Annotated in this window: 24 protein-coding genes; 13 read left to right on the top strand and 11 right to left on the bottom strand. The window is 71.6% G+C overall.

Going from position 1 to position 23,456, the window contains the following annotated elements:
* Positions 1–12: 12 nt before the first annotated feature.
* Positions 13–1,347 (bottom strand): E3 binding domain-containing protein, encoded by a 1,335-nt coding sequence (locus tag H565_RS0107105; RefSeq protein WP_027460435.1) that lies wholly within the window; start codon positions 1,345–1,347, stop codon positions 13–15.
* A gap of 200 nt (positions 1,348–1,547) precedes the next feature.
* Here H565_RS0107105 and H565_RS0107100 point away from each other — a divergent pair, with 200 nt between their 5' ends.
* The 4 genes from H565_RS0107100 to csaB all read left to right on the top strand — a co-directional run bounded on the left by H565_RS0107100 (position 1,548) and on the right by csaB (position 6,538).
* The gene (locus tag H565_RS0107100) at positions 1,548–2,603 is read left to right on the top strand and encodes a Glu/Leu/Phe/Val dehydrogenase family protein (protein WP_027460434.1); all 1,056 of its coding nucleotides are present in this window, start codon (positions 1,548–1,550) and stop codon (positions 2,601–2,603) included.
* Positions 2,604–2,724: 121 nt separating this feature from the next.
* Entirely contained in the window at positions 2,725–3,339 is a 615-nt protein-coding gene (udk, locus tag H565_RS0107095) for a uridine kinase (RefSeq protein WP_027460433.1), read from the top strand.
* A 162-nt stretch (positions 3,340–3,501) separates the two neighbouring features.
* Positions 3,502–5,436 carry a DUF5693 family protein gene (locus tag H565_RS0107090; protein ID WP_245576183.1) on the top strand — a complete coding sequence of 645 codons (1,935 nt, stop codon included), beginning with the start codon at positions 3,502–3,504 and terminating at the stop codon, positions 5,434–5,436.
* Positions 5,437–5,566: 130 nt separating this feature from the next.
* Positions 5,567–6,538: a polysaccharide pyruvyl transferase CsaB gene (gene csaB / locus H565_RS0107085; protein WP_027460431.1), complete on the top strand. Its 972-nt coding sequence runs from the start codon at positions 5,567–5,569 to the stop codon at positions 6,536–6,538.
* 168 nt (positions 6,539–6,706) lie between these two features.
* On the opposite strand, the gene H565_RS0107080 is transcribed toward csaB, so the two are convergent.
* The 4 genes from H565_RS0107080 to H565_RS0107065 all read right to left on the bottom strand — a co-directional run bounded on the left by H565_RS0107080 (position 6,707) and on the right by H565_RS0107065 (position 11,315).
* Positions 6,707–7,174, bottom strand: coding sequence for a PaaI family thioesterase (locus H565_RS0107080; RefSeq protein ID WP_027460430.1), 468 nt, complete (start codon positions 7,172–7,174; stop codon positions 6,707–6,709).
* Positions 7,175–7,191: 17 nt separating this feature from the next.
* Positions 7,192–8,133 carry a CobW family GTP-binding protein gene (locus tag H565_RS0107075; RefSeq protein WP_027460429.1) on the bottom strand — a complete coding sequence of 314 codons (942 nt, stop codon included), beginning with the start codon at positions 8,131–8,133 and terminating at the stop codon, positions 7,192–7,194.
* Positions 8,134–8,222: 89 nt separating this feature from the next.
* Entirely contained in the window at positions 8,223–8,543 is a 321-nt protein-coding gene (locus H565_RS0107070) for a four-helix bundle copper-binding protein (RefSeq protein ID WP_483782839.1), read from the bottom strand.
* A gap of 258 nt (positions 8,544–8,801) precedes the next feature.
* Entirely contained in the window at positions 8,802–11,315 is a 2,514-nt protein-coding gene (locus tag H565_RS0107065) for a heavy metal translocating P-type ATPase (protein WP_027460427.1), read from the bottom strand.
* A 171-nt stretch (positions 11,316–11,486) separates the two neighbouring features.
* On the opposite strand from H565_RS0107065, the gene H565_RS0107060 reads away from it, so the two are divergent.
* The 3 genes from H565_RS0107060 to H565_RS0107050 are packed head-to-tail and all read left to right on the top strand — an operon-like array spanning position 11,487 to position 12,549.
* Positions 11,487–11,696, top strand: coding sequence for a CopZ family metallochaperone (locus H565_RS0107060; protein ID WP_027460426.1), 210 nt, complete (start codon positions 11,487–11,489; stop codon positions 11,694–11,696).
* Positions 11,693–12,241: a DUF305 domain-containing protein gene (locus H565_RS0107055; protein ID WP_027460425.1), complete on the top strand. Its 549-nt coding sequence runs from the start codon at positions 11,693–11,695 to the stop codon at positions 12,239–12,241. The genes H565_RS0107060 and H565_RS0107055 overlap by 4 nt, the downstream gene beginning before the upstream one ends.
* Entirely contained in the window at positions 12,238–12,549 is a 312-nt protein-coding gene (locus tag H565_RS0107050; protein ID WP_027460424.1) for a metal-sensitive transcriptional regulator, read from the top strand. The genes H565_RS0107055 and H565_RS0107050 overlap by 4 nt, the downstream gene beginning before the upstream one ends.
* Before the next feature lie 3 nt (positions 12,550–12,552).
* Here the strand turns inward: H565_RS0107050 and H565_RS0107045 are convergent, their stop codons facing one another.
* From H565_RS0107045 to H565_RS0107030, 4 genes are read right to left on the bottom strand one after another with little or no spacing between them, the layout of a single operon-like run.
* Positions 12,553–13,017, bottom strand: a complete 465-nt coding sequence (locus H565_RS0107045; RefSeq protein WP_027460423.1) for an SRPBCC family protein — start codon at positions 13,015–13,017, stop codon at positions 12,553–12,555.
* A 20-nt stretch (positions 13,018–13,037) separates the two neighbouring features.
* Positions 13,038–13,814 carry a CHAD domain-containing protein gene (locus tag H565_RS14620; RefSeq protein WP_051363462.1) on the bottom strand — a complete coding sequence of 259 codons (777 nt, stop codon included), beginning with the start codon at positions 13,812–13,814 and terminating at the stop codon, positions 13,038–13,040.
* A 43-nt stretch (positions 13,815–13,857) separates the two neighbouring features.
* A complete protein-coding gene (locus H565_RS0107035) occupies positions 13,858–14,694 on the bottom strand; it encodes a metallophosphoesterase (protein ID WP_027460422.1) in 837 nt (278 codons plus the stop codon).
* Between the two features lies 1 nt (position 14,695).
* Positions 14,696–14,974 (bottom strand): hypothetical protein, encoded by a 279-nt coding sequence (locus tag H565_RS0107030; protein ID WP_027460421.1) that lies wholly within the window; start codon positions 14,972–14,974, stop codon positions 14,696–14,698.
* A 201-nt stretch (positions 14,975–15,175) separates the two neighbouring features.
* Here H565_RS0107030 and H565_RS0107025 point away from each other — a divergent pair, with 201 nt between their 5' ends.
* Complete coding sequence (locus tag H565_RS0107025; protein WP_027460420.1) at positions 15,176–16,081, top strand: metallophosphoesterase; 906 nt, start codon at positions 15,176–15,178, stop codon at positions 16,079–16,081.
* A gap of 41 nt (positions 16,082–16,122) precedes the next feature.
* Here the strand turns inward: H565_RS0107025 and glyA are convergent, their stop codons facing one another.
* Complete coding sequence (gene glyA, locus H565_RS0107020; RefSeq protein WP_027460419.1) at positions 16,123–17,358, bottom strand: serine hydroxymethyltransferase; 1,236 nt, start codon at positions 17,356–17,358, stop codon at positions 16,123–16,125.
* A 246-nt stretch (positions 17,359–17,604) separates the two neighbouring features.
* Here glyA and pheS point away from each other — a divergent pair, with 246 nt between their 5' ends.
* The 5 genes from pheS to H565_RS0106995 are packed head-to-tail and all read left to right on the top strand — an operon-like array spanning position 17,605 to position 22,145.
* Positions 17,605–18,648: a phenylalanine--tRNA ligase subunit alpha gene (gene pheS, locus H565_RS0107015; protein WP_157468912.1), complete on the top strand. Its 1,044-nt coding sequence runs from the start codon at positions 17,605–17,607 to the stop codon at positions 18,646–18,648.
* The gene (locus tag H565_RS0107010; RefSeq protein ID WP_027460417.1) at positions 18,645–19,052 is read left to right on the top strand and encodes an NUDIX hydrolase; all 408 of its coding nucleotides are present in this window, start codon (positions 18,645–18,647) and stop codon (positions 19,050–19,052) included. The genes pheS and H565_RS0107010 overlap by 4 nt, the downstream gene beginning before the upstream one ends.
* Positions 19,053–19,061: 9 nt before the next feature.
* Entirely contained in the window at positions 19,062–19,307 is a 246-nt protein-coding gene (locus H565_RS0107005) for a hypothetical protein (protein WP_034405534.1), read from the top strand.
* Positions 19,304–19,663: a type II toxin-antitoxin system PemK/MazF family toxin gene (locus tag H565_RS0107000; protein ID WP_027460415.1), complete on the top strand. Its 360-nt coding sequence runs from the start codon at positions 19,304–19,306 to the stop codon at positions 19,661–19,663. Before H565_RS0107005 ends, H565_RS0107000 begins: the two co-directional genes overlap by 4 nt.
* A 22-nt stretch (positions 19,664–19,685) precedes the next feature.
* Positions 19,686–22,145, top strand: coding sequence for a phenylalanine--tRNA ligase subunit beta (locus H565_RS0106995; RefSeq protein ID WP_027460414.1), 2,460 nt, complete (start codon positions 19,686–19,688; stop codon positions 22,143–22,145).
* A gap of 49 nt (positions 22,146–22,194) precedes the next feature.
* Here the strand turns inward: H565_RS0106995 and H565_RS0106990 are convergent, their stop codons facing one another.
* Positions 22,195–23,409: an NADH:flavin oxidoreductase/NADH oxidase family protein gene (locus H565_RS0106990; protein ID WP_027460413.1), complete on the bottom strand. Its 1,215-nt coding sequence runs from the start codon at positions 23,407–23,409 to the stop codon at positions 22,195–22,197.
* Positions 23,410–23,456: the final 47 nt, after the last annotated feature.

Below are 23,456 nucleotides of genomic sequence, written 5' to 3'. Positions count from 1 at the left end.
GCGCACCGCTGCTTAAATCACCAGGATAATCGGCTCTTCCAGCGTTCCCGCCACGGCAGTCAGGAAGCGGGCACCCTGCGTGGGGTCCACCGGGCCATTGAGGGTGAGGGCCGCGCGGCCCCCCTCCACGCGCCCCACGCTGAGGGTGAGGGCGTGCGGCAGGTGCAGCTCGTCGAGGTCGAGCGCCCCAGCATCGGTGACGAGGAGGTCAGGGGTTGCAGCCAACTCGCCGTCTAGGGCGGCGAGGGCCTCGCGCAGGCCGCCGGGCTGCACGGGGCGGGCCTGTTCGCCGCCTGTTCGGTAGAGGCCGACCGTCCCCAGTTCCAGCAGCTCGGCGTGGCGCAGCGCGGCGCGGGCCACGAGGAGGGCGAGCGGCACGTCCTGCCCCAGCGCCCCGGAGAGCTGGCGGCACAGCTCCAGGGCGGGGGCCATGCTCCCGTCCCGGCGCAGATAGGGACCAAACCAGACTGCCTCGCGGACGGGTGCGGCCACGGCGGGGCTGGGGGCAGCCACGGCGGGAGCGACCTCTGCGGGCGCGGTGACCTCCGGGGCGGTCACTGCAGGCACAGGAGCTTCCGGCGCAGGGACTTCGGGTGCTGTGACTGCGGGCTGGGGTGCTTCTGCGGTGGCGGCGGCCACCTCCGGAATCGGTGCTGGTGCGGGTTGGGGGGCGGGCGCAGGAGCAGGCGTGGGAACCTGCGGGGCGGGGGCCGCCGGAGCCGCTGCGTCCTGGCCAGGCTTCTGATAGAGGCGCGAGAGCAGGCCGCCGAGGCCGCCCATCACACCGCCCGCTGCCGCCGCTGCTGGAGCGGACGTGGCCGGCTCTGGGGCGGCAGCTTCGCCGAGGACTGCCGGAGCGGGTGCGGGGGGCGGCGGCGGGGGGAGCACAGGCTCCGGCGCGGCCCCGCTCGCCGCCTGAACGGGCGCGGGGGGCGGCACAATGGACACCGGGGGCGGGGGCAGCGGCTCGTCTTCCAGCTCGAACTCCAGCGCTTCGTCAGCCAGGTCCGCCGCGGGCTGGCTTGCTGCGGGGGCCGCCGGGGCTGCCGATTGCCCCACCAGGGCGGCGAGGTCCGAATCCACGCCCGCGCTGCTGAGCATGTCCATGCTGGGCATGCCGGGGGCCAGCAGGCCGCCGCCGGGGGGCAGCTCGGTGCCCGTCCACTCTGGCGGGGGCGCGTCCACGGGGGTGGCGGGCGGGTCTTCCTCGCCGCTCATGACGCGGGTGAGGTAGTTCAGGATGTCCTGCTCGACAATCATGCCGCCTTCTCCGCTGCCGCTGAGATGCTGCCAGTCGATGCCGTTCGCTTCCGCCAGAATCTTGGCGAGCGGAGCAATCCGTTCCATTCATGTCCCCCTTCGGGTGCCGCGGGGGCCGGGCACCAACACACTGCCTTGCATAGGCCCTAAGGTGGCACCCGTCCCCTGACAGGCTTCTTTCAGAGAGGGGGCATGCGGGGGGCAAGGGGAGCTGGCCCCGTTCGCTCCGGCACCGCGCCTTGCTACCCTACGGGGGTTGCCGCGCCCGTCGCGGCCAGGAGTCTGACATGCAGATATTCGAAGAGATGCAGGCGCGAGGCCACGAGGCGCTGACGCTGCTGCACCACGCGCCCAGCGGCCTTAAGGCGGCGCTCGCGGTGCATTCGACGGTACTGGGTCCAGCCATCGCCGGGGTGCGGCTGCGGCCCCTGGAAGAGGGCGAAGCCCTGCGCGGGGCGCTGGCCCTCTCCGAGAGCCTGACCCTCAAAGCAGCGCTGGCGGGGCTGAACTACGGCGGCGGCGCGTGCGTCCTGCTGCTGCCCGAAGGGGGGGTGGACGACCCGCACGCCAGAGAAGCCCTCTTCCGGGCGTTGGGGCGGCAGGTGCGCCCGCTGGAGTCGCGGGTGGTTCTGACAGAGGACATCGGCGTGACGCCCACCGACATCGCCTTTGTCGCGCAGGAGACCCCTGCCACCCTGGGCGTGAATACCGACACCAGCAGCGTGACGGGCTACGGCGTCTACCGGGGCATGAAGGCCGCCGCCCGCTACGCCCTCGGCTCCGAGAGCATGCGCGGGGTGCGGGTAGCCCTCCTGGGGGTGGGGGCGGTGGGCCGCGCCCTCGCGGAACACCTGCACCGCGAGGGCGCTCGCCTCACCGTGGCCGACACCCGGCCCGAACGGGCACAGGCCCTCGCCGAGGACCTCGACGGGGTCAGCGTGGTCTGCACCCAGGAGCTGTTCGACGTGCCCTGCGACATTCTCGCGCCCTGCGGCTACGGACACTCCATTCGCAGCGCGGACGTGCCCCGCTTGCAGTGCCGCCTTATTGCGGGGGGCGAGCATCATCCCCTCTCCCGCCGGGGCGAGGGAGCCGTGCGGGAGGCCGGAATCGTGTACATGCCCGACTTTGCCATCAACGCGGCGGGCCTGATTGCCGCCGCCACCAACCTCACGCCGGAGCAGGCTGCCGAGCGGGTGTACGCGACCGTCTCGCGCATCACCGCCGCCGCCGAGCAGTACGGCAAGCCGCCCCACATCATCGCCCGGCGCATGGCCGAGCGCCGCATCGACCTCATCGGCAGCCTGGGGGCCGGAGCGGGAACGTACGGGAGGAGCGCGTGATGGGGGGGCAATCGGTGTCAGTAGTCAGTGGTCCGTGGGCAGTGGTCAGTGGAACGGCCCTTCTTCTCCCCACTGCCCACTGCCCACTTCCCACTTCCCCCTCCCCGTACCGGAGGCACCCATGACCTCTCCCTTCGTCATCGGCGTGGCGGGCGGCTCTGGCAGCGGCAAGACCACCGTGACTCGGCGGGTGATCGAGACGGTGGGGGCGGGCAGCGTGGCCGTGCTGAACCAGGACAACTACTACCGGGCGCAGGACGACATCCCCTTTGAGGCCCGGCTGACCACCAACTACGACCACCCGGCGGCCTTTGACTGGACGCTGCTGCGCGAGCATCTGGGGGCGCTGCTGGCCGGGGTGCCCATCGAGATGCCGGAGTACGACTTTGTCCGCCACACCCGCTCGGCCCGGACCACCCCGGTGCTGCCCGCGCCCGTGGTGGTGCTGGAGGGCTTTTTCGCCCTGTACGACGAGGAGGTGCGGGAGCAGATGCACCTCAAGGTCTTTGTGGATGCCGACCCCGACGTGCGCTTTATTCGCCGGCTGCTGCGCGACACCCAGGAGCGGGGCCGCAGCGCCGAGAGCGTCATTCAGCAGTACCTGGAGTTCGTGCGGCCCATGCACCTCTCGTTTGTGGAACCCACCAAGAGATACGCCGACGTCATCATTCCCCACGGCGGCATGAATGAACCCGCGCTCGACATGCTCGCGGCGCGGATTCGCGGGGCGGTGTGAGGGTAGGGGGCGTGTGGCTTGTGGAGGGCAGCAGCTTCGGCCCACGCGCCCTTCCCCCTTTCGGCGGATGACCCGCCCCGGACCTGGCCGCACGCTGTTCCCCTGACCCCGGCCCCCTCCCTGCCCGCCCCAACCCTCACCCGCGCCCCCTAGGATGACCCCGTGACCGACCCCGCCCCGACCCCGCCGCCTCCCGTCCGCCCTGGCCTCACACCGCCCTCTGCACCGGGTGGGACGCTGGCCCCCGCCGCGCCGCTCCCACCCGCAAGCCGCTCTCGCCTGACCCTTCCGCTGCTGGGGGCCATCTTGCTGGCCCTCATTCCGGCGCTGCTGCTCGCCTGGGACCGGGCGACCTACGAGCAGAATGAAAAGACGGTCGCGCTGGTGATGGATTATCCGGCCCTCGCGGTGCAGGCGCAGCGGGTGGGCCTAACCCCGCAGGCGCTGCTCGACCGCTACAAGGCGCTGGGGGTCAACGGGGTTGCCGTCTACGAGGACGTGATTGGCAACCGCGAGCAGCGCGGCGACCTGTACGTCAAGCGGGGTGCGGACCTCGCCGCCGAGAATCCCGGCGCGGGCGTGAACCCCCAGTGGGTCTATATGCGGGCGCTGCGGCCCGGTGCCCTGGACGACCTGCCGGGCCGCTACACCATCCCCACCCGGACGGTCCGCGTGGCGGGGCAGACCTGGCTGGAGTGGCCGACCGACCCCTCCTTTCTGCCCGCCGGGCCGAACACTTCGCTCATTGCGGACCTGAAGCGGCAGGGCCTGGTGACCGTCTACCGCCCCTACGACGATGTGGCGGTGAAAAATCCCGGCGGGGACTGGCCCGACGTGCCCTTTATCGCCTTTACCGGGGATGAGGTCATCGGGGCGCGGACTCCGGAGCGGCTGGAGCGCATCGACCGGGCGATGGGAGAGCGCCTGCCCGCCCTGATTGAGGGCACGACCCAGCGCGGTCTGGACACGCTGATTGCGGACCGGGGGGCGGTGCGGACCTTTGCGATGAACCCATCGTGGCAAAACCGCCTCGCGCCGGAGGAGGTCGCCAGCAAATACAACCTCGCCGCCCGCGAGCGCGGCCATCGCCTGCTGTACCTGCGGCCCTACCCGACGGTGAATGAAACCGAAGCCCTGCTGAGCCGCACCACCGAGCTGCTGCGGCGCTCTGGCCTCACGGTGGGTGCCCCGCAGGTGCGCCCCTATGACCCCAACCCTACCTTGCGGGCGCTCAGCCTGCTGGGGCCGCTCGCCGCCGCGCTGCTGCTCGCGCTGAGTTTTCCGCTGCCCCGGCTGGGGCTGCTGGTGATGGCGGGGGTGACCGGGCTGGCTTTTGCCCTCAACAGCCTGGACGGCTTTCAGCCCTTTGCGGGCGGGGCGCTCCTCGCCGCCGTGACCTTCCCGGCCCTGGGGCTGGTGCTGCGGCGCTCGCGAGTCACCGACTGGTTCTTGGCGACGGGCCTCTCGCTCGTCGGGGTGCTGTTCGTCTCGGCGCTGGGAGCGAGCCGCGAGAGCGTGCTGGGCCTCGAACCCTTCCGGGGGGTGGGCCTGACCCTGCTGGTGCCGCTGGTGCTCGTGGCCCTGAGCTTCCTGCCCCGGCAGGACTTGCGGAAGACGGCGCGGGAGCTGTATGCCCGGCCCATCCGCCTGGGCGACCTCGCCGTGATGGGGCTGGGGCTGGCCGTCTTCGCGCTGGTGTTTCTGCGCCGGGGCAACGTCAGCGCGGTTGGCGTGAGCGACGCCGAGGCCCAACTGCGCCAGGGCTTGCAAGACACCATTGTGCGGCCCCGCTTCAAGGAACTCGCCGGGCATCCCCTCGCCCTCGTGGGCCTGAGCGGGGCGCTGCCGGGCTACTTCAGCCCGCTGCTCATCCTGGGCGGGGTGGTGGGGCAGGCGAGCATCCTGAACACCTTCTCGCACTTCCACACGCCGCTCCTCATCAGCGCGGCCCGCTGCTTTATCGGGCTGGGGGTAGGGCTGCTGCTGGGCCTGGTCGCCATTGGGGTCGTGAAGTCCCTGCTGCGGCTGTGGCAGACCTGGGGCAAGGGGGGGGCCAGTCGCCCGTCGCCTGTCGCCGGTGAAGGGAACCGGGCGTGAGGGGGATTCCGCTCCGTTTCAGACTCCCCGGAAAATCACCGGGAAGTCTTCCACTCCACGAGATTCCGCCTTGCTCCCTCTCCCTCCGGTCGGGCCGGTGCTGGAGAACACGGCACTGGCCGGAGGTTCTATGAGGGTCGCCGTCAGCGGATACTACGGGTTCGGGAATACCGGCGACGAGGCCATCGCCCTCGCCATCACGCGGGAGCTGAAGGCCGCCGGGCACACGCCGCTTTTGCTGTCGCAGACGCCGGGCGAGACGGCGCGGACCTACGGGGTCGAGAGTGCCCCCCGGATGCAGCCGCTGGGGCTGCTCGCGGCGCTGGCCCGCTCGCAGGTGCTGCTGTCGGGCGGCGGCGGGCTGCTGCAAGACAAGACGAGCGGGCGCACCCTGACCTACTACCTCGGCGTGATTCGGCTGGCGCGGCTGCTCGGCAAGCGGGTCGTGGTCTTCAACCAGAGCGTCGGTCCCCTCAGCGAGGCGGGCGGGCAGAAGGTCGCCTCGGCCCTCAAGGGCGTGCCCCTCATCGTGCGCGACCGGGGCAGCCTAGAGACGCTGCGCGGGCTGGGGCTGGAAGGGCGGCTGGGCGGGGACCCGGCGCTGCTCCTCGCGCCCACGCCGGGCTTGACGCCCGACCCCGCCCACGTGATCGTCGCCCCGCGCGGGGACGTGACGGCGGCGGCCCCGGCCCTCGCCGAGACGGTGCGGCGGCTGCGGGCGGAGGGCCGCCGGGTGACCGCCCTGAGCTTCATGCCGAGCCACGACGACGCGGCGGCGCGGGCGCTGGGGGCCGACCACGTGCTCAGCACCCGCGACCCAGGGGAAGCGCTCGACGCCATCGCTTCTTGCGGCTTCGTGATAGGCGTGCGGCTGCACGCGGTCATCCTGGCCGCCGCCGCCGGGGTCCCCTTTGCGGGGGTGGCCTACGACCCCAAGGTCGCGGGCTTCTGCGCGGATGCGGGTGCCCCCGCCCACCCCGTCACCCCCGACGTGGACGCCCTGACCGCCCAGGCCCTCGCCCGCACCGCCCCCGACTGGGACGCGGTGGGCGCGATGAAGGGCAGAGCGCGGGAGAGCTTCGGGTGGGCGCTGGGGGGGTGAGGTCCGGGGCGGGGGTGCGGGTGCCAAAGCCTCAACTCAGCTTTGTAGCTCCTCGTTTCTTGGCGCTGGAACGGCTTCGCCGTCCCCCCCTCCCAACCTCCCCCACCAGGGGGGAGGAGCCAAAGATTGTTCGGTTTGGTCCTCCGAGTGCTGGCCGCTGTTCTCTCCCTACTCTCCCCCGTGCGTCACCACGTTGCAGGTGCACCGCGCCAGCGTCGTCGTGCGGCCCCGCTCGTTGCGGACCTCCACCGTCCAGACCATCACCGTGCGGCCCCGGTAAGCGAGGGTAGCTTCGGCGGTGACGTAGCCGTCCGTGACCCCGCGCACGTGGGTGCCGCTCACGTCCACGCCCACGCCGACCTGCCGCCGCACGTCCAGATTGAGCCAGGTGCCGATGCTGGCGAGTTCCTCCGCGAGGGCGAGGCTGGCTCCGCCGTGCAGCCGTCCGGCGGGCTGGCGGTTGCCCTCCACGGGCATGCGGGCGATCAGGCGCTCCCGCGAGGCGCTCAGCAGCTCGATGCCCAGCCGCTCGCCCAGGGTGCCCGAAAGCCCGTTCAGGCGGGCGGCGAGGTCTTCGGGCGTCAGGGTATCCAGCTCATCGGGGTCAGGCATTCGGAGGTCGGGGTGGAGGGTCATGGGGGGAGGATAGGCGCTCAGCCCTCCGCCCCGCACCCCGCCCACGCCGCCTCGTACTCCGCCCGGTCCAGGCCCCGCCCGATGAAGACGAGTTCGGACGCCCCCGGCTCGCCCTCCCAGGCGTCGGCGGTGAAGAGGTCGCGCACGGCCTGGAACAGCACCGGGTGGGGGTAGCCATGCAGCGAGAGCGTGCCCTTGACCCGCAGCACCTCGGCGGGCCGGGACAGGATGAAGTCGGTCAGGAAGCGCCCCCAGCGGTAGGGGTCCAGCGGCGCGTCCGAGCGCAGGGTGAAAGAGGTCAGGCCCGGCGTGTGCTGCACGGGCCCGGTGCCCTCCAGCGCACGGGGGTCGAAGTCGGCGCGGGCGAGCAGGGCTTCGGCGTCCACCTGGCCGCGCTCCACCCGCACCACGCGGGCGAGGGGATTGACCCCGCGCAGCACCTCCTCGGCGTGGCCGAGCAGGGCCGGGTCCGCGAGGTCGGTCTTGTTCAGCACGACCACGTTGGCATAGGCGAGCTGCCGCGCCGCTTCGGGGTGCTCGCGCAGGGTCTGGAGGACGTGCCGGGCGTCGGCCACGGCGACGAGGGTGGTCACCCGGAAGGCCGCCCGAACCGAGCGTTCCAGCAGGGTGGTCAGCACGGGCGTGGGGTCGGCCACCCCGCTCAGCTCGACGAGGACGGCATCGGGTTTGTCCTCCCGCATCGAGGTGGTCACGAGCGCCCGCAGCAGGTCATCCCGCCCGGTGCAGCATAGGCACCCGGCGGTCAGCTCCTGCACATCTTCTTCGAGGCGCTCGATGAGGCTGCCGTCCACGCCCGTGGCCCCAAACTCATTGACAATCACGCCGAGGCGGCGCGGCAGCGAGCGAATCAGGTGGTTGACGAGGGTGGTCTTGCCCGCCCCCAGAAAGCCGCCAATCACCAAGACGGGAATGCGGTGGTCGGGGTGGGGGATGCTCATACGCGGAGCATGATATGGCTTGCTTTCGGTGACGGCGGAACGGGCGTGATGTTGGTTTGCTGAGGCTGCGGCGGCCTGTTACGGGCCCGTTACGCCGCCAGCTCGCGGCACAGGGCCTCGCAGCGGCGGCAGGCTTCGGCGCAGACTCGGCAGTGCTCGTGGTGCGCGGCGTGGCGCTCGCATTCCTCGGCGCAGCGAGCACAGGCTTCGGCACACAGGCGGCAAGCTTCGGGGTGCAAGGCGCTCGCCCGCATCAGCAGCCGAGCGGTAAAGGCGCAGGCGTCGGCACAGTCGCGGTCGCGGCGAATGCATTCGGCCATCATCTTCACGTCCGGCTCGTCCAAGCAAGCTTCAGCGCACATCTCGCAGGCCCGCAAACAGGCCAGGCAAGCATCAAGGCATTCTTGCATCCGTTGAGTCTGGGTGGATGGAGTCATGCCCTACCGTTTACCCTGCCCGGGTCGAGTGGATGATTTCACCGTTGAGGTGCTCTTCAGATTGGGTTGCGGCTGCCGGAACCCGTCGGTTCTCCTTCTCACCTTCGTAAGCTGGGCAAGTCCGCTTTGAGGTCCGGCGGACAGGTCAACTCTTCAGGATCCGTTTGAGACCCGCCTCGTCTCCCCGCAGAGCGAGTCGCAATCGCCGCAGACCCCACGCGCCCTGGGCACTCAGGCACTGACGGGCCGGGCCTCCGGCTGTCCCTGGGGCAGCGCGGCGGTCAGCGGGGGGCGGAAGCCGCGCAGCCGCAGCGCGTTCGTGAGCACAAAGACGCTGCTCAGGCCCATCGCGGCAGCGGCCAGCACGGGCGAGAGGGTCACGCCCCAGGGGGCGAGCACGCCCGCCGCGACCGGAATCAGCAGCACGTTGTAGGCAAAGGCCCAAAAGAGGTTGACCCGGATGTTCCGCAGGGTCGCCCGCGAGAGCGCGACGGCGTTCGGCACCCCGCGCAGGTCGCCCGACATGAGGATGACGTCGGCGGTCTCGACGGCCACGTCCGTCCCGGTGCCGATGGCGACGCCCACGTCGGCGCGGGCGAGGGCGGGGGCGTCGTTGATGCCGTCCCCGACAAAGGCCACTCGGCGGCCCCCCGCCTGCAACTCGGCCACCGCGTCCGCCTTGCCCTCCGGCAGCACCTCCGCTAGCACGTGGGTCACCCCGACCTCGCGGGCGACCGCCTCTGCGGTGGCGCGGGTGTCCCCGGTCACCAGGGCGACCTCGGCTCCCTGTGCCCGCAGGGTGCGAATGGCCGCCGCGCTGCCCTCCCGCACCGGGTCGGCCACGCCGAGCAGTCCGGCGAGCACGCCGTCCACCGCCACGAAGACCGGGGTCCGGCCCCGCTGCGAGAGCGCGTCTGCCTGCGCTCTTAGCTCGCCGAGGTCCAGCCCCAGCCGCGCCATGTACCGTGCCGCGCCGACCTCCACCCGGCGGCCCTCCACCGTAGCCCGCAGGCCGTAACCGGGGACCGCCTCAAAGTCCGTCGCGGTCGGAAGGGTCAGCCCGCGTTCCTTGGCCGCCCGCTCAATCGCCCGCGCGAGCGGATGCTCGGAGGCGCTTTCGGCGGCGGCGGTCAACCTCAGCAGTTCGTCCCCACTGACCACTGACCACTCACCACTCACCACCTCCGTCACTTCCGGTGCCCCCCGCGTCACCGTCCCCGTCTTGTCCAGGGCGACGACCTCCGCGCGGCCCAGACCCTCCAGCGCGGCCCCAGTGCGGAAGAGCACGCCCATCCCCGCCCCCTGGCCGCTGCCCACCATGATGCTGACGGGGGTCGCCAGGCCCATCGCGCAGGGGCAAGCGATGATGAGGACCGCGACCGTGTGCACCAGCGCCCGCGCCAGCGCTCCCTCCCCGCCGAGGAGCAGCCAGGTCAGGAAGGTCAGCGCGGCGATGACCAACACGACCGGCACGAACACGGCGACCACCCGGTCGGCAAGGCCCTGGATGGGCGGGCGGCTCGCCTGCGCCCCCTCCACCAGCCGGATGATGCGCGAGAGGGCCGTGTCCGCGCCCACTCCGGTCGCCCGGAAGGTCAGCGCCCCGGTGCCGTTCACTGTGCCGCCCGTGACCTTCGCGCCGGGCACCTTCTCGACCGGGACAGGTTCTCCGGTCAACATGGACTCGTCGACGTAAGAGCGGCCCTCCACGACCTCGCCGTCGACCGGAAGCCGCTCGCCAGCGCGCACGAGCACGAGGTCGCCCACCCGCACGTCATCCGCCGCGACCTCCAGCACCTGGCCCCCGCGCTGCACCCGCGCCGTGTTCGGTTGCAGGGCGAGCAGGGTCCGCATCGCCTCGCTGCTGCGGCCCTTGGCGACCGCCTCAAAGAGCTTGCCGAGCAAAATCAGGGTGATGACGACCGCCGACGCCTCGAAATAGACGTGGGCGCTGCCGGGCGGGAAGAGGCCGGGGGCAACGGTCGCCAGCACCGAATACCCGAAAGCGGCGGTCGTGCCCAGCATGACGAGGCTATTCATGTCGGGCGAGCGGTGCCGCAGGGCCGCCCAGCCGCTGCGGTAAAAGCGCAGGCCGGGGCCAAACTGCACGGGCGCGGCGAGCAGCAGCATGACCCAGTTCAGCGCCCGCTCGCCCACCGCACCGAGCAGCCAGTGGTGCAGCGGGGCATAGAGCATGGGCACCATCGCCACCAAAAAGAGCGGGATGCTAAAGGCTGCCGCAAAGGTCACGTCCCGCCGCAGTCCTGCAATCTCGGCTGCCTTACGCTCGCGCTCGGCGTCGAGACGCGACTGGGTTTGGCTGGCCTCATCGGGCACCCCGTACCCGGCCTCCCTCACGGCCTCCCGCAGCGCGGCGGGGGAGGTCGCGGCGGGCAGGTAGGTCACGGTGGCCCGTTCGGTCGCGAGGTTGACCGAGGCGCTCAGCACCCCTTCGGCCTTGCCCAGCGCCCGCTCCACCCGGCCCACGCAGGCTGCGCAGGTCATGCCCTCCACCGGAAAGCTCAGCTCGGCGGTGCGGGCCTCGTACCCGGCGTCCTGCACCTGTTGAATGAGGGCCGCTGGACTCGTCCGCTCTGGGTCAAAGGTCACGGTGGCCCGCTCGGTGGCGAGGTTGACCACCGCCGACTCCACCCCGTCCACCTTCTTCAGCCCGCGCTCGACTCGCCCTACGCACGCCGCGCAGGTCATCCCACCGATGTCGAGGTCGAGGGTCTTCGTCGTCATAGGGTCAGTGTATCCCCCTGGGGGGGATTGGGCAAGGGTGGAGCGGCCAGCCGCCAGCAGCCAGTCACCAGCTTTCATCCAAAAGCTTATGCAGGGGCGAAAGCTTCTCTTGCCGGCCGCTGGCTGCTCCCTCTCCTTGACACCCTCCCCCCCTGGGTCTATGCTCGCCCCATGACCACCGAACTGACCATCTCCGGAATGAGCTGCGGGCACTGCGTGAAGGCCGTCGAGACGGCGCTGCGGGGGGTGCCCGGCGTGCAGGACGTGCGGGTCGACCTCGCGGCGGGCCGGGCCACCGTCGAGGGGCAGGCCAGCCCGGAGGCCCTGATGGCCGCCGTGAAGGAGGAAGGCTACGGGGCGGCAGTGGCTGCCGGGCAATGAGACGGGTGCTGCTGCTGGGGCTGGTGCTGGGCGCAAGCGCCAGCGCCCAGACCCACGGTCACGCGGGGCACGGCGGGGCCATGACGATGGAAGCGATGAACGCGCAGATGCTGGCCGAACTGCGCCCCCTGAAGGGACGGGCCTTTGACGTGCGTTTCTCGCAGCTCATGATGGACCACCACCGGATGGCGGTGGATATGGCGCGCGCCGCCCTGAAGTCAGGCCGCGACGCGCGGGTTCGGGCCGCCGCTCGTGAGGTCATCGCCGCGCAGGAACAGGAACTCGCGCAGCTCGGCGCTTGGGTCAAAGCCTGGACGGGCCAGACCTACCGCCCCGCCGCCCTGCCCCTCAACGTGCCCCGCAGCGGCGTTGACCGCTGGTTTCTCACCGAGATGATTCCTCACCACCAGGGGGCGGTGCAGATGGCGCGGCTCGTGCCCGCCCGCACCCAAAACGCGGCCCTGCGCAAGCTTTCGCAGGCCATCATCCGCACCCAGAGTGCCGAAATCAATCAGTACCGCGCCTGGCTGGGGACCATGAAATGACCGACCCCGCCTCCCCCTCCTGCCATGCCGAGAACAAGTTGTGTATGCCGGAGGACGCCCGCCGCCGCGCCGCCCGCCGCCTGAGCATTGCGCGGGGGCACCTCGACGCCATCGTGCGGATGCTGGAAAAGGACGACGTGTACTGCGTCGACGTGCTGCGCCAGCTCAAGGCAGTGCAGGGGGCGCTTTCCGGTGCGGGCGAGGTCGTTTTGCGCGGCCACCTTGAAGCGCACGTCGCCACCGCCCACGAGCGCGGGGACACCGTGGAGATGGTCGAAGAGCTGATGGAGGCGCTGCGGTACAGGTAGAACTCAAGCCAGGGTTCCGGCCTGTGCGCCGAGGTGAGAGCTGAGGTTTTGGAAGGTCTGCGCGATGAGCCGTTGCGCCCGCGCCTCCAGCGCCCGCCCCCCCACCGCCGCGACTGGGCCGCGCAGGGCCGCGTGACCGTACCAGTCGAGCGCGGTCGTGCCGTCCCCGTTGTCCCGGACGGTCGCGCCCGCCGTCAGGTGCACCGCGCTGCCCAGACCGCCCCCCCGCACCTCGACGGTGACGCGCTGCTCGGCCTCGCGGGGCTGCACGTCGAGGGTCACCCGGAACCTGCCGCGCAGCCTGCTGACCCCCACCCGCACGGTCGCTTCGGCTTGGGCCGGGCCACGCCCCACGACCTCCTCCACGTCGGGAAGGCAGCGGGCCACCCGTTCGGGGTCCTGGAGGAAGGCCCAGACCGCCGCTGGAGGGGCGGGTACGTGTTCTTGGCCGCGAGCGCTGAAGTCCATGGGTCACCTGCTGCGGGGGGCTAGTCCTCTTGCGCTGGGGCGGGAGCCTCCCCGTCTTCTTCCTCTTCCTCGCTCAGCGGCAGCTCTGCCGCGAGGACCTGCGCCAGGGCCGGAAACAGCTCGCGCACCTGCTCTTGCGCGGCGGCCCGCGCCCGCTGTTCGTGGGCGATGAGGTCGCCGCGCCGGGTTCGCAGCAGGTCGGGGTGGGTCTCCAGCAGCCCCAGCACGACCTCGGCATCCTGAAAGCGTCCCAGGGCTTCGAGGATGTCGGTGAGGGCGGGGGGCACCTCCCCCAGCAGCGCCCAGGTATAGCGGGTGCGCTTGAGGCGCTTGCGCCAGTCGTGCCAAACCTCCGGGTCGGGGGACGCGAGTGCCGCCTCACCCGCCGCGAGCAGCCTGGGGCGGTCGCGCAGGAGCAGGCGGCGGGCGCGGTCTTCCCAGCCCTTCTTCAGCCGGAAGCTCGGCGGCGGCGCGGGCCAGCGGGTCGCCGCGAGCAGCCCGCTGCGGCGCAAGGCCCAGCTCCGCGCAAAGGCGCTCCGCGTGCCGGGCGGGGCACCCAGCGCTTCCAGCGCCTGCAGGATGTGCCCGCCCGCGACGTCGTGGTCGCGCAGAGGGGCGGCGGCGCGGCGCAACTCGCGCCAGGCCCGCTCGGTCTTTTTGCCCGCCTCGGCCACCCGCAGTTCGGCCCCAGCGCGGCGGCTGAGCTTGCGGGCGCGGTGAATCGCCTCCGGGTCTCCGGCGGTCAGGGCGTCCCACAGGGGGCGCAGCCGCTCGGCGGCCTCGCTGCGGCGGCTCACGGCAACCTCCGGGGGGCGGGCAGGAGCAGGGGCAGGGGTCGGGTCATGGTGAGCCTCCGGTGCGGGCGGCGAGCCTCACCGGGAGAGGCTCGCCAAAGGTGGGATAGCGGCGAGCGGTGGCGGGGTCACCCCGGCCCTCCAACACGGTGACGGGGGGCGGAGCCGCCACGTCTCCCGGTCCCCCCAGCACGAGCAGGGCGAGCCGCCCGGTCTGGTAGGCCCCCAGGTCGAGGTAGACGTGCCGCCCCAGCCGGGTGGGTGTCCGCACCGGGGTATGCCCGTGCACGCTGTAGGTCACCCCCGGCGGCAGCGCAAAGGGACCCTCGAAGGGCCGCAGCCACAGCGCCGCCGACTGGGGAGTAGGGTACTGGGGGTGCGGGACGGGCGGGCTGGCGTGCGCGACGAGCACGCTGGGTTCGGCGGGCACCGCGAGGTGTACCTGCCCGTCCCCGGTCACGTACACCACCCGCGTCAGGGCGTCCAGATACTCCGCGAGCGCGGGCGGAAAAGCCTCCAGGGTGAGCCGTCCGCTCAGCTCGCGGCGCACGCTCTCGCCGCCATTGCCCATCCACCAGCGAAAGCCCTCCAGCGCCCGGCGTTCGTCGGCGGGGTCGCGCGAGGTGAGAAAGCGGCGGTACCACCGCACTCCCTCCTCCGCCATGCGCTCGTGGTTGCCCATCAGGAGGGTGGCCCGCCCCGCCCGCGCGAGGGCCAGCAGCGTTCCCGCGCAGGCCAGGCTCTGCGGCCCCCGGTCGATGGCGTCCCCCAGGCTCAGGAGGTGGGCATCCGGCCCCCACTCGCGCTCGGCGTACTCCAGCGCCGCCTCCAGCAGGTCGGGCCGCCCGTGCAAGTCGGGCAGGATGACGACGGGCCGGGTCACCTCAGTCGCCCCCCGGCTCGTCCGAGAAGTCGAGCAGCGTCTGCTTGGAGCGCTCGCGCAGCTCGCGGGCACCTGTGGGGTCGGGGGTAAAGGTGAGCTGCCCGGCCTCCCCGCTCACCCGGTACGCCGCGCCGTCCGAGACACCGGGCAGCCACTCGGCGGGCACGGCGTAGGTGCGGCCCCGGCTGTCTTCCACCTCGGCGAGGCCCGCGTCCTCGTCCAGCACGTCCACAACGAGCAGGTCGGCCCAGGTGTCCGGAGAAGGGGAGGGGGGGGTCATGCGGATTCCGTCCGATTCCTGAACAGGCGGGAGGGCACCGCCTGTTCATCCATCTCCCAGAATCCGTCCTCGTTCCTACTCCCTTCGGTCGGATTTCCGGGTGTCCAGGACACCCTTGCAATCGGAATCATGCGCCGAGTGTAGCGCTCCCTCCACCTTTTGACGGGTGCCCCTCTCACGTCCAGCTTCTAGCCTGGGCATATGCAGGCTCCCGACTCGCCCCCCGACCCCGCCCGCCGCCGCTTCCTGCGCGGGCTGCTGGGGGGCACGCTGGCGCTGGGCACCCTGGGGGGCGTGGGCGTGGCGCAGGCCTACGACTTCGGCACCGTGCGCGAGGAAGCCGCCTTGCCGGGGTTGCGATCGCCGCTGCGGGTCGCCTTTCTGACCGACCTGCACTATGGCCTCTACATCTTCGGGCGGCAGGTGCGCGGCTGGGTGGACACGGCGAACGCGGCCCGGCCCGACCTCGTGCTGCTGGGGGGCGACTTTCTGGACGTGCGCCCCGGCGCGGACCCCACGCCCCTGCTGACCGAACTCGCGCGGCTGCGTGCCCCGCTGGGGGTCTACGCGGTGTGGGGCAACCACGACTACGGCTCCTTCGGGGCCTATGACCGGGGGGTGTTGGGCCAGGGCGTCCCCGGCTGGGCCGCGCGGCGCGGGGAGGTGGCGGCGGCCTTCGCCCGTGCGGGCATCACCGTGCTGAGGAATGAGGGCCGCGCCGTGCGGGATGACCTCTGGGTCGGCGGCGTGGACGACCTGTGGCGCGGCGAGCCGGATGCGGCGGCAGCGCTCGCTGGGGCGGGGGAGGGGCAGGCCACCGTGCTGCTGAGCCACAACCCCGACCTTCTCCCCGACCTGCCCCGGCGCGTTGGGCTGGTCCTGTCGGGGCACACCCACGGCGGCCAGATTCGGCTGCCGCTGCTGGGCGCTCCGGTCGTGCCGAGCAAATACGGCCAGCGCTACGCGATGGGCTGGGTGCCGGGGGCACACGGCACGCCGGGCTACGTCAGCCGGGGCTTGGGCGTGAGCGGGGTGCCGCTGCGCAACCTCTGCCCGCCGGAAGTGACGCTGCTGACCCTGCGGCCCCTCCCGAAAGCGGACGGCTGAAAGCGGACGGCTGAAAGCTGAGAGCTGACAGCTGACCGCCCCTAGGGCAACGGAAACCCCTTCATCCACCCCTGCACCTCGGCCTTCACATCCTCACCCTTCAAGGCCCGGTCAATCAGGTCGGCCACGCGGGGCATGTCGGCTTCGGTCATGCCGCGCGTGGTCACGGCGGGCGTGCCGAGGCGGATGCCGCCGCCGTGCAGGATTTTCTCGGTGTCGTAGGGAAGGGTGGACTTGGAGATGGTGATGTGGTTGGCGTCGAGCCGCCGGGTGGCCTTGGTGCCGTTCAGCCCTTGGGGCCGCAGGTCGAGCACGAAGAGGTGGTTGTCGGTGCCGCCCGACACGACCCGGTAGCCGCGCTCCCCGAAGGCGGCGGCAAGGGCCTGCGCGTTTTTGATGACCTGCGCGGCGTACTCGCGGAACTGGGGCCGCAGCGCCTCGCCAAAGGCCACCGCTTTGGCCGCGATGACGTGCTCCAGCGGGCCGCCCTGGTAGCCGGGAAAGACGGCCCGGTCAATCTTGGCCCCCAGTTCGGGGTCATTGCTGAGGATGATGCCGCCGCGTGGCCCCCGCAGCGTCTTGTGGGTGGTGGAGGCGACCACGTGCGCGTGCGGCAGCGGGTTGGGGTGCAGCCCCGCCGCGACCAGCCCCGCGATGTGCGCGATGTCCGCGAACAGGATGGCCCCTACCTCGTCGGCCACCTCGCGGAAGGCCGCAAAGTCGATGATGCGGCTGTAGGCGCTCGCCCCCGCGATGATCATCTTGGGGCGGTGCTCGTGGGCGAGGCGGCGGACCTCCGCCATGTCGATGCGCTCGGTTTCGGGGTGCACCTTGTAGCCCACAATCTGATAGCGCAGCCCCGAAAAGTTGACCGGGTTGCCGTGGGTGAGGTGCCCCCCGTGCGAGAGGTCCATCCCCAGCACGACCGACCCCGGCTCAATCAGCGCGTTGTACACGGCGAGGTTGGCGCTGCTGCCGGAGTGCGGCTGCACGTTGGCCCACTCAGCCCCGAACAGCTCTTTCACCCGGTCGATGGCGAGCTGCTCGACCTGGTCGACGACCTCGCAGCCCCCGTACCAGCGCTTGCCAGGGTAGCCTTCGGCGTACTTGTTCGTCAGCACGCTGCCCTGCGCCGCCCGCACCGCCGCCGAGGTGAAGTTCTCGGAAGCAATCAGCTCTAGGCCGCAGCGCTGACGCTCCTGTTCCTGCGCGATGAGGTCAAAGAGGGCCGGGTCGTGCGCGGCCACGTCCGCGAGGGGCTGTTCGGCGGTCGTCATGGGGGTACGGTAGCACCCCCCTCCCCCCCGCAGACGAGCGGTGTCTGTGCAGGGCAGACGCGCCCCCCCCGCACCCATCTGCTACCCTGGAGCCTATGACGCCCCGCCCCGGTGCACCTTCGCCGTTTTCGCGCCGCGGGGCCGCGTTCGCCTGAAGCCAGAGCGTTCGCGCCGTCCCCGCCCCGTTCCCACGGTGGCGGGATTTTTCTTGCCCTCCCTTTCCCCCATCCCCCACCAGGAGACGCCATGTCAGAAGTCCTGTCTGAAACCCTGCGAGAAGAAGCCCTGCACGCTGTCGGGGCCGCCCCCGACCTTCCCGCCCTGCAAGCGGTCAAGACCCGCTATCTGGGCAAGAGCGGCCTGGTGACCAAGGAACTTGGCCGCCTCGGTCAGCTTCCCCCGGAAGAACGCCGCCGCCGCGGCGCGGAGCTGAACGTCCTGCGCCAGGCCATAGAAGCGGCTCTCACGGAACGGGAAGCCGTGCTGAAGCGGGAAGCGCTGGACGCCCGCCTCGCCTCCGAGGCCCTCGACGTGACCCTTCCCGGCCTGCCCCTTCCGGCGGGCGGGCTGCACCCCACGGGCCGAGTGCTCGGCGACCTCACGGGCATCTTCGAGCGGATGGGCTACGAGGTCGTCGAGGGGCCGGAGGTCGAGGACGAGCAGCACAACTTCGAGGCGCTGAATATCCCCTGGTACCACCCCGCCCGCGACCTCCAGGACACCTTCTGGCTGGAAGACGGGCGGCTGCTGCGGACCCATACCTCCAACATGCAGATTCGCTACATGGTGACCCACGACCCGCCGCTGAAGATGGTCAGCCGTGGCAAGGTCTACCGCTATGAAGCCACCGACGCCACCCACGAGGCGATGTTTCACCAGCTCGAAGGCCTCGTCGTCGGCGACGGCATCTCGATGGCCGACCTCAAGGGCACCCTGGCGGAGATGGCGCGGGGCCTCTTTGGGCCGGGGGCGCGGGTGCGCTTTCAGCCCTCCTACTATCCCTTCGTGGAGCCGGGGGCCGACTTCGCGGTGTGGTGGGACAACCCCCGCGGCGAGAGCAAATGGCTGGAACTCGGCGGCTGCGGCATGGTGCACCCCAGCGTCCTGCGGGCCGTGGACGACCTGCGCGAGGCGGCGGGCCGGGAGCGCGTGTACGAGGGCAAGACGGGCTTCGCCTTCGGGTTGGGGCCAGAGCGCATCGCCATGCTGAAGTACGGGATTCCCGATATCCGCTACTTCTACGCCAACGACCCGCGGGTGCTGGGACAGTTCCGGGGAGAGCTGGGATGAGAGAGCGGGCCGTCGGCATCCTCTTCAATGGCCGCCAGGAAGTGCTGCTGATGCGCCGCCGCAAGGAGGGCCGCGTCTACGCCACCCTGCCCGGCGGCGGCCTCGAACCCGGCGAGACGCCCGAAGGGGCCTGCGTCCGCGAGATGCTGGAGGAAGTGAACCTCGCTGTGGAGGTCGTCCGGGAAGTCCTGACGCTGGAGAACCTCGGCAACCGCGAGCACTACTTCCTGACCCGCCTGCGGGGCGGCGAGCTGCGCCTGGGAGACGGCCCCGAAGGCCTGCGCCACAGCGACGAGAACTGGTACTCGCCGGAGTGGGTGGGGCTGGAGCGGCTGGACGAGGTCAACCTCGTGCCGGAGGAGGTGCGGGCGCTGGTGCGGGAGCTGGCACGGAAGATGCCATAGACTTTTGACATGAAAAACATGCATGTTCCCCTTCCCGACCACGTCCATCAGGCGTTGATGGCGCACGCCAAAGCGATGGGCGAAAGCGCGACCTCGCTCGCTCGCGGGGCCATCGAACAGTTGGTGCGCGAGCTGGAGCACGAGCGGATTCGCGCGGAGATGCGGGCTTTTGCCGAGGAATACGCGGGCACCGCATGGGATTTAGACCCGGAGCTGGAAGAAGCCGGGTTGGAAGTCCTGCGGAGAACCCCGTGAGGCGGGCTGAAGTCTGGCTCGCCAGCCTCGCGCCGCGCAGTGGCAGCGAGCAGACCGGAACCCGCCCCGTCTTGGTCGTGAGCAGCGATACCTTCAACGAAGTCCCGTCCTGGCGGTCCTTCAACGTCGTGCCCATCTCTAGAAGCGGCCAGCAAGCGCGGCGCACCCATACGACGGTGCCTCTGACCGCAGGAACGGCGGGCCTGACCGAAGACAGCGTGGCCCTCTGCCACCAAATCACCACCATCGACCGCAGCAAGTTCATCCGCAAGTTGGGCACCCTGCCCGACTCCGAGCTTCGGGACGTCGAAGTTGGCCTCATCAAGGCCCTGGATATGCTGCGCTTTTTGCCCTGACCCCTGCCCCCAAAGGATTTCTATGAAACTGCCCTACTCCTGGCTCAAGGAACTCGTCCCCGCCCTCCCGCCCCTGCCTGACCTCGAACCCCTGCTCGCCTCGCTGGGGCTGCCGCTGGAGGGGGTGGAGGAAGTGCCCGCCCCGGCGGAGGGCGTCATCCTCGCGGCGGTCACGGCAGCCCAGCCTCTGCCCGGCACCCAGCTCACCCACCTCATCCTGGACGCGGGGCCGCACGGCACGCGGGCGGTCGTCTCCGGCGCTCCCAACGCCGTGGGCCTCCCCGCCGGAACGATGGTCGCCCTGGTCACCCCCGGCACCCGCCTGGGTGACGTGGAGTACGGGGTGCGCGCCATGCAGGGCGTCGAGTCCTGGGGCATGGCCGCGAGCGCCAAGGAACTCGGCCTCGGCGAGAGCAGCGCCGGGCTGCTGCTGTTTCCGGCGGGGACGGCGGCCCCCGGCACGCCCCTGCGGGACCTGTGGGCCGCCGATGCGGTCCTCGACGTGGAGGTCACCCCCAACCGCGCCGACGTGCTGAGCGCCCTGGGCCTCGCCCGCGACCTCGCGGCAGCGCTGGGCACCGAGTGGGTAGAGCCGGAAGCCGGCCCCGCCCCCCACGGGGAGGGCGAGATTCGCGTCGTCCTGCCCCCCCGCGGGGTGGTGCTGGACCGCGACCCGTCGGGCAAGGTGCGCTTCGGCTGCGACCACTTTGTCGCCCGCACCGTAGGGGGCGTGCACAACGGCCCCGCGCCGCTGTGGATGCAGCGCCGCCTGAGCCTGGCCGGGCTGCGGCCCATCGACCTCATCGTCGATACCAGCAACTACGTGATGCTGGAACTCGGCCAGCCCACCGCCCTCTACGACCGCCGCGACGTGGCGGGCGACCAGCTCATCGTCTCCTTCGGGCTGCGGCAGGGCGAGACGGTGCGCGACTTGTTGGGCGGTGAACACACGGTCGGCCCCGAAGACCTCCTGATTCGCGACGGGCGCGAGGTGGGCATTCCCAGTGTGGCGGAGGCCTTCGCTGCGGCGGGCCAGCCCAAAGCCGGGCAGGGCGTCCTCGGCATCGCGGGGGTCGTGGGCGGCGAGCACGGGCACGTGCGGGCGGACACCTCCGACGTGGTCATTGAGTCCGCGCACTTTGACCCCGTCTTGCTGCGCCGCACGAGCACCCGCCTGGGCCTCAAGACCGACGCCGCCTACCGCTACGAGCGTGGGGTCGACCCCCTGCTCGCGCCCCGCGCCGCCGACCGGGTGGCGGGGCTGCTCGCGGCCTGCGGGGGCGGTCAGGTCCACCCCGGCGCGACCGTGGTGGGCGAGCCGGAACTCCCCGCTCCCATTGAGGCGACGGGCGAGCAGATTCGCGCCCTGCTGGGTATGGACATTCCGACCGCCGAGATGGCGGCCATTCTGACTCGCTTGGGCTGCCGGGTCACGCGGGAGGGCGACCGCCTGAGCGTGACCCCCCCCTCCTGGCGGGTGGACCTGGCCCTGTGGCAGGACCTTGCGGAGGAGGTGGCGCGGCTGCACGGCTACGCCCGCCTTCCGGAGACGCTGCCCACCCTGCGTGTTCACGAGAGCAATGTCGGCGCGGGCCGGGAGAGTGCGGTTCGCACCGAGCTGCGCCGGGCGCTGGCCGGGTTGGGCTTTCAGGAGGTCGTGACCTACACCTTTACGAGCGACGAGGAGGCCGAGAAAGCCCGCAGCGAGCGCCCCAGCGTGCGGCTGCGCAATCCTCTGACCGCCGACCGCACCGGGATGCGGACCGCCCTCTACCCCAGCCTGCTGCGGGCCGCTCAGGTCCACCCCAAAGGCGAGCGGGTCCTGCTGTTCGAGATGGGCCGCGTCTTTCCGGCGTCGGGCGAGGCCGAGCGCCTGGGCCTGCTCATGCGCGGTCCCCTCGCCCCGGCCACCTACCAGCCCGGCGTGGCGGGGTCGTTCGCGGCCTTTAAGGGGTTGGTCGAGGCCTTTGCCGCCGGACAGGGCGCGGCGCTGGAGGTGCGCCAACTGCGGGGGGACGCGGTGCCGCCCGCCCTGCACCCCGGCATCGCGGGCGAGGTCCTGTGGAACGGGCAGAGCGTGGGCTGGCTGGGGGCACTCCATCCGGAGGTCGCTGCCGAGTTCGGCCTGAAGGGGGAGACCTTCGTGCTGGAGGCCGCCCTGCCGCTGCCGGGCCGCCCCTGGGCCTTCCGCGACCCCAGCCGCGCTCCTGCGGCGTGGCGCGACCTGGCCGTCATCACCCCGCGCACCGTGAGCTACGGCGAGGTCGCCCAGCTCCTGCGGGGCGAGGCAGGCGGGCTGCTCGAAAGCGTGCAGCCCTTTGACGTCTACGAGGGCGAGCAGGTCGGCGCAGGAAACCGCAGCGTGGCCGTGCGTCTCGTCTTCCGCGGCGAGCGCACCCTCACCGACGCCGAGATTGACCCCGTGATGGCCCGCCTGATGGACGCGGTGCGCGGGCAGGGCTGGAGCATCCGCGAGAAGTAGGCCGGGAGGGGGAGGGGGGCTGGGGCGGGGAGGCTCCGGCCCCCTTTCTTTACGCCCGCCGCCGCCGAAACACCGCCGCCGCCCCCATCTCCGCCGTCATGCGGGCCAGGGCGAGCAGCGGGGCTTCCCCCGTCCTCACGTCCTCCCCCCGCGCCAGCCGCCGCAGCGCGTCCTCGTACCGGGCGATTTCGAGGTAGCCGCTGCGGTCGAGGGGGGCGAGGCCGGTCTTCAGGGGCCGGACCTCGCTGCTCGCGTTCTCCCCGCGCAGCACCCGCGCACTGAAGGCGGGGTCCAGCACCAGCGGGCGGCCCAGGCCCACCAGGTCGGCGGCCCCCTCCTCCAGCGCCCCCCGGATGGTGGCGGCGTCGCGGAAGCCCCCGGTCACGCCAATCGGCACGCCCGCCACCGCCCGCGCCCGGCGCGAGAAGTCCGCGAAGAAGCCGCCCGGTTCGCCCCGGCCCAGCATCATCATCGGTTTCTCGTAGGTGCCGCCCGACAGCTCGATGAGGTCGCACCCCCGCTCGCCGAGCGCCCGCACCACCGTGAGGCTCTCTTCTTCCGCGAAGCCGCCCCGCACGAAGTCGGAGGAGTTCAGCTTTACGCCGACCGGAAAGCGCGGCCCCACCGCCGCCCGCACCGCGTCGTAGGTCTCCAGCAAGAAGCGCATCCGATTCTCCAGACTCCCGCCGTATTCGTCGGCGCGGACGTTGTGCCGGGGCGAGAGGAACTGCGAGAAGAGGTAGCCGTGCGCCGCGTGAAGCTGCACGCCGCCGAACCCCGCCCGCTGGGCGAGCCGTGCGGAGCGGGCGAAGCGGGCGGTCAGCCCCCGAATCTCGGTGACGGTCAGCTCACGCGGTGCGGCGAAGGCGCGGCTCAAGCTGCCCTCAAAGGGCAGGGCGCTGGGGGCCACCGTGCCGCCCGCGTTCAGGCCGCGCGGGGCCTGCTTGCCGGGGTGGTTGAGCTGCACCCACAGGGCAGCCCCGTCCCGCGACCCCTGCACCGCCCAGCGGTGAAAGTCGGCGAGGTGCCGCTCGTCTTCCAGGACCACATTGCCGGGTTCGCCCAGGGCGCGGGCGTCCACCATCACGTTGCCGGTGAGCAGCAGGCCGGTGCCGCCCCGCGCCCAGCGGGCATACAGGAGGGGCAGCTCAGGCCGGGGGGCGTGGTCGCGGGTGCCCAGCGCCTCGCTCATGGCCCCCTTGAGGAGCCGGTTTTTCAGCGTCACCCCGCAGGGCAGGGTCAGGGGGTCGGTCACGGCAGCCATGGTCTGAGGCCTCTCTAGGGGTCAAAAGTCAGATGGAGACTTGAGAA

It is taken from the genome of Deinococcus murrayi DSM 11303, from assembly GCF_000482805.1.
Taxonomy (GTDB): Bacteria; Deinococcota; Deinococci; order Deinococcales; family Deinococcaceae; genus Deinococcus; species Deinococcus murrayi.
This window is presented reverse-complemented; position numbering and strand designations above follow the sequence as displayed.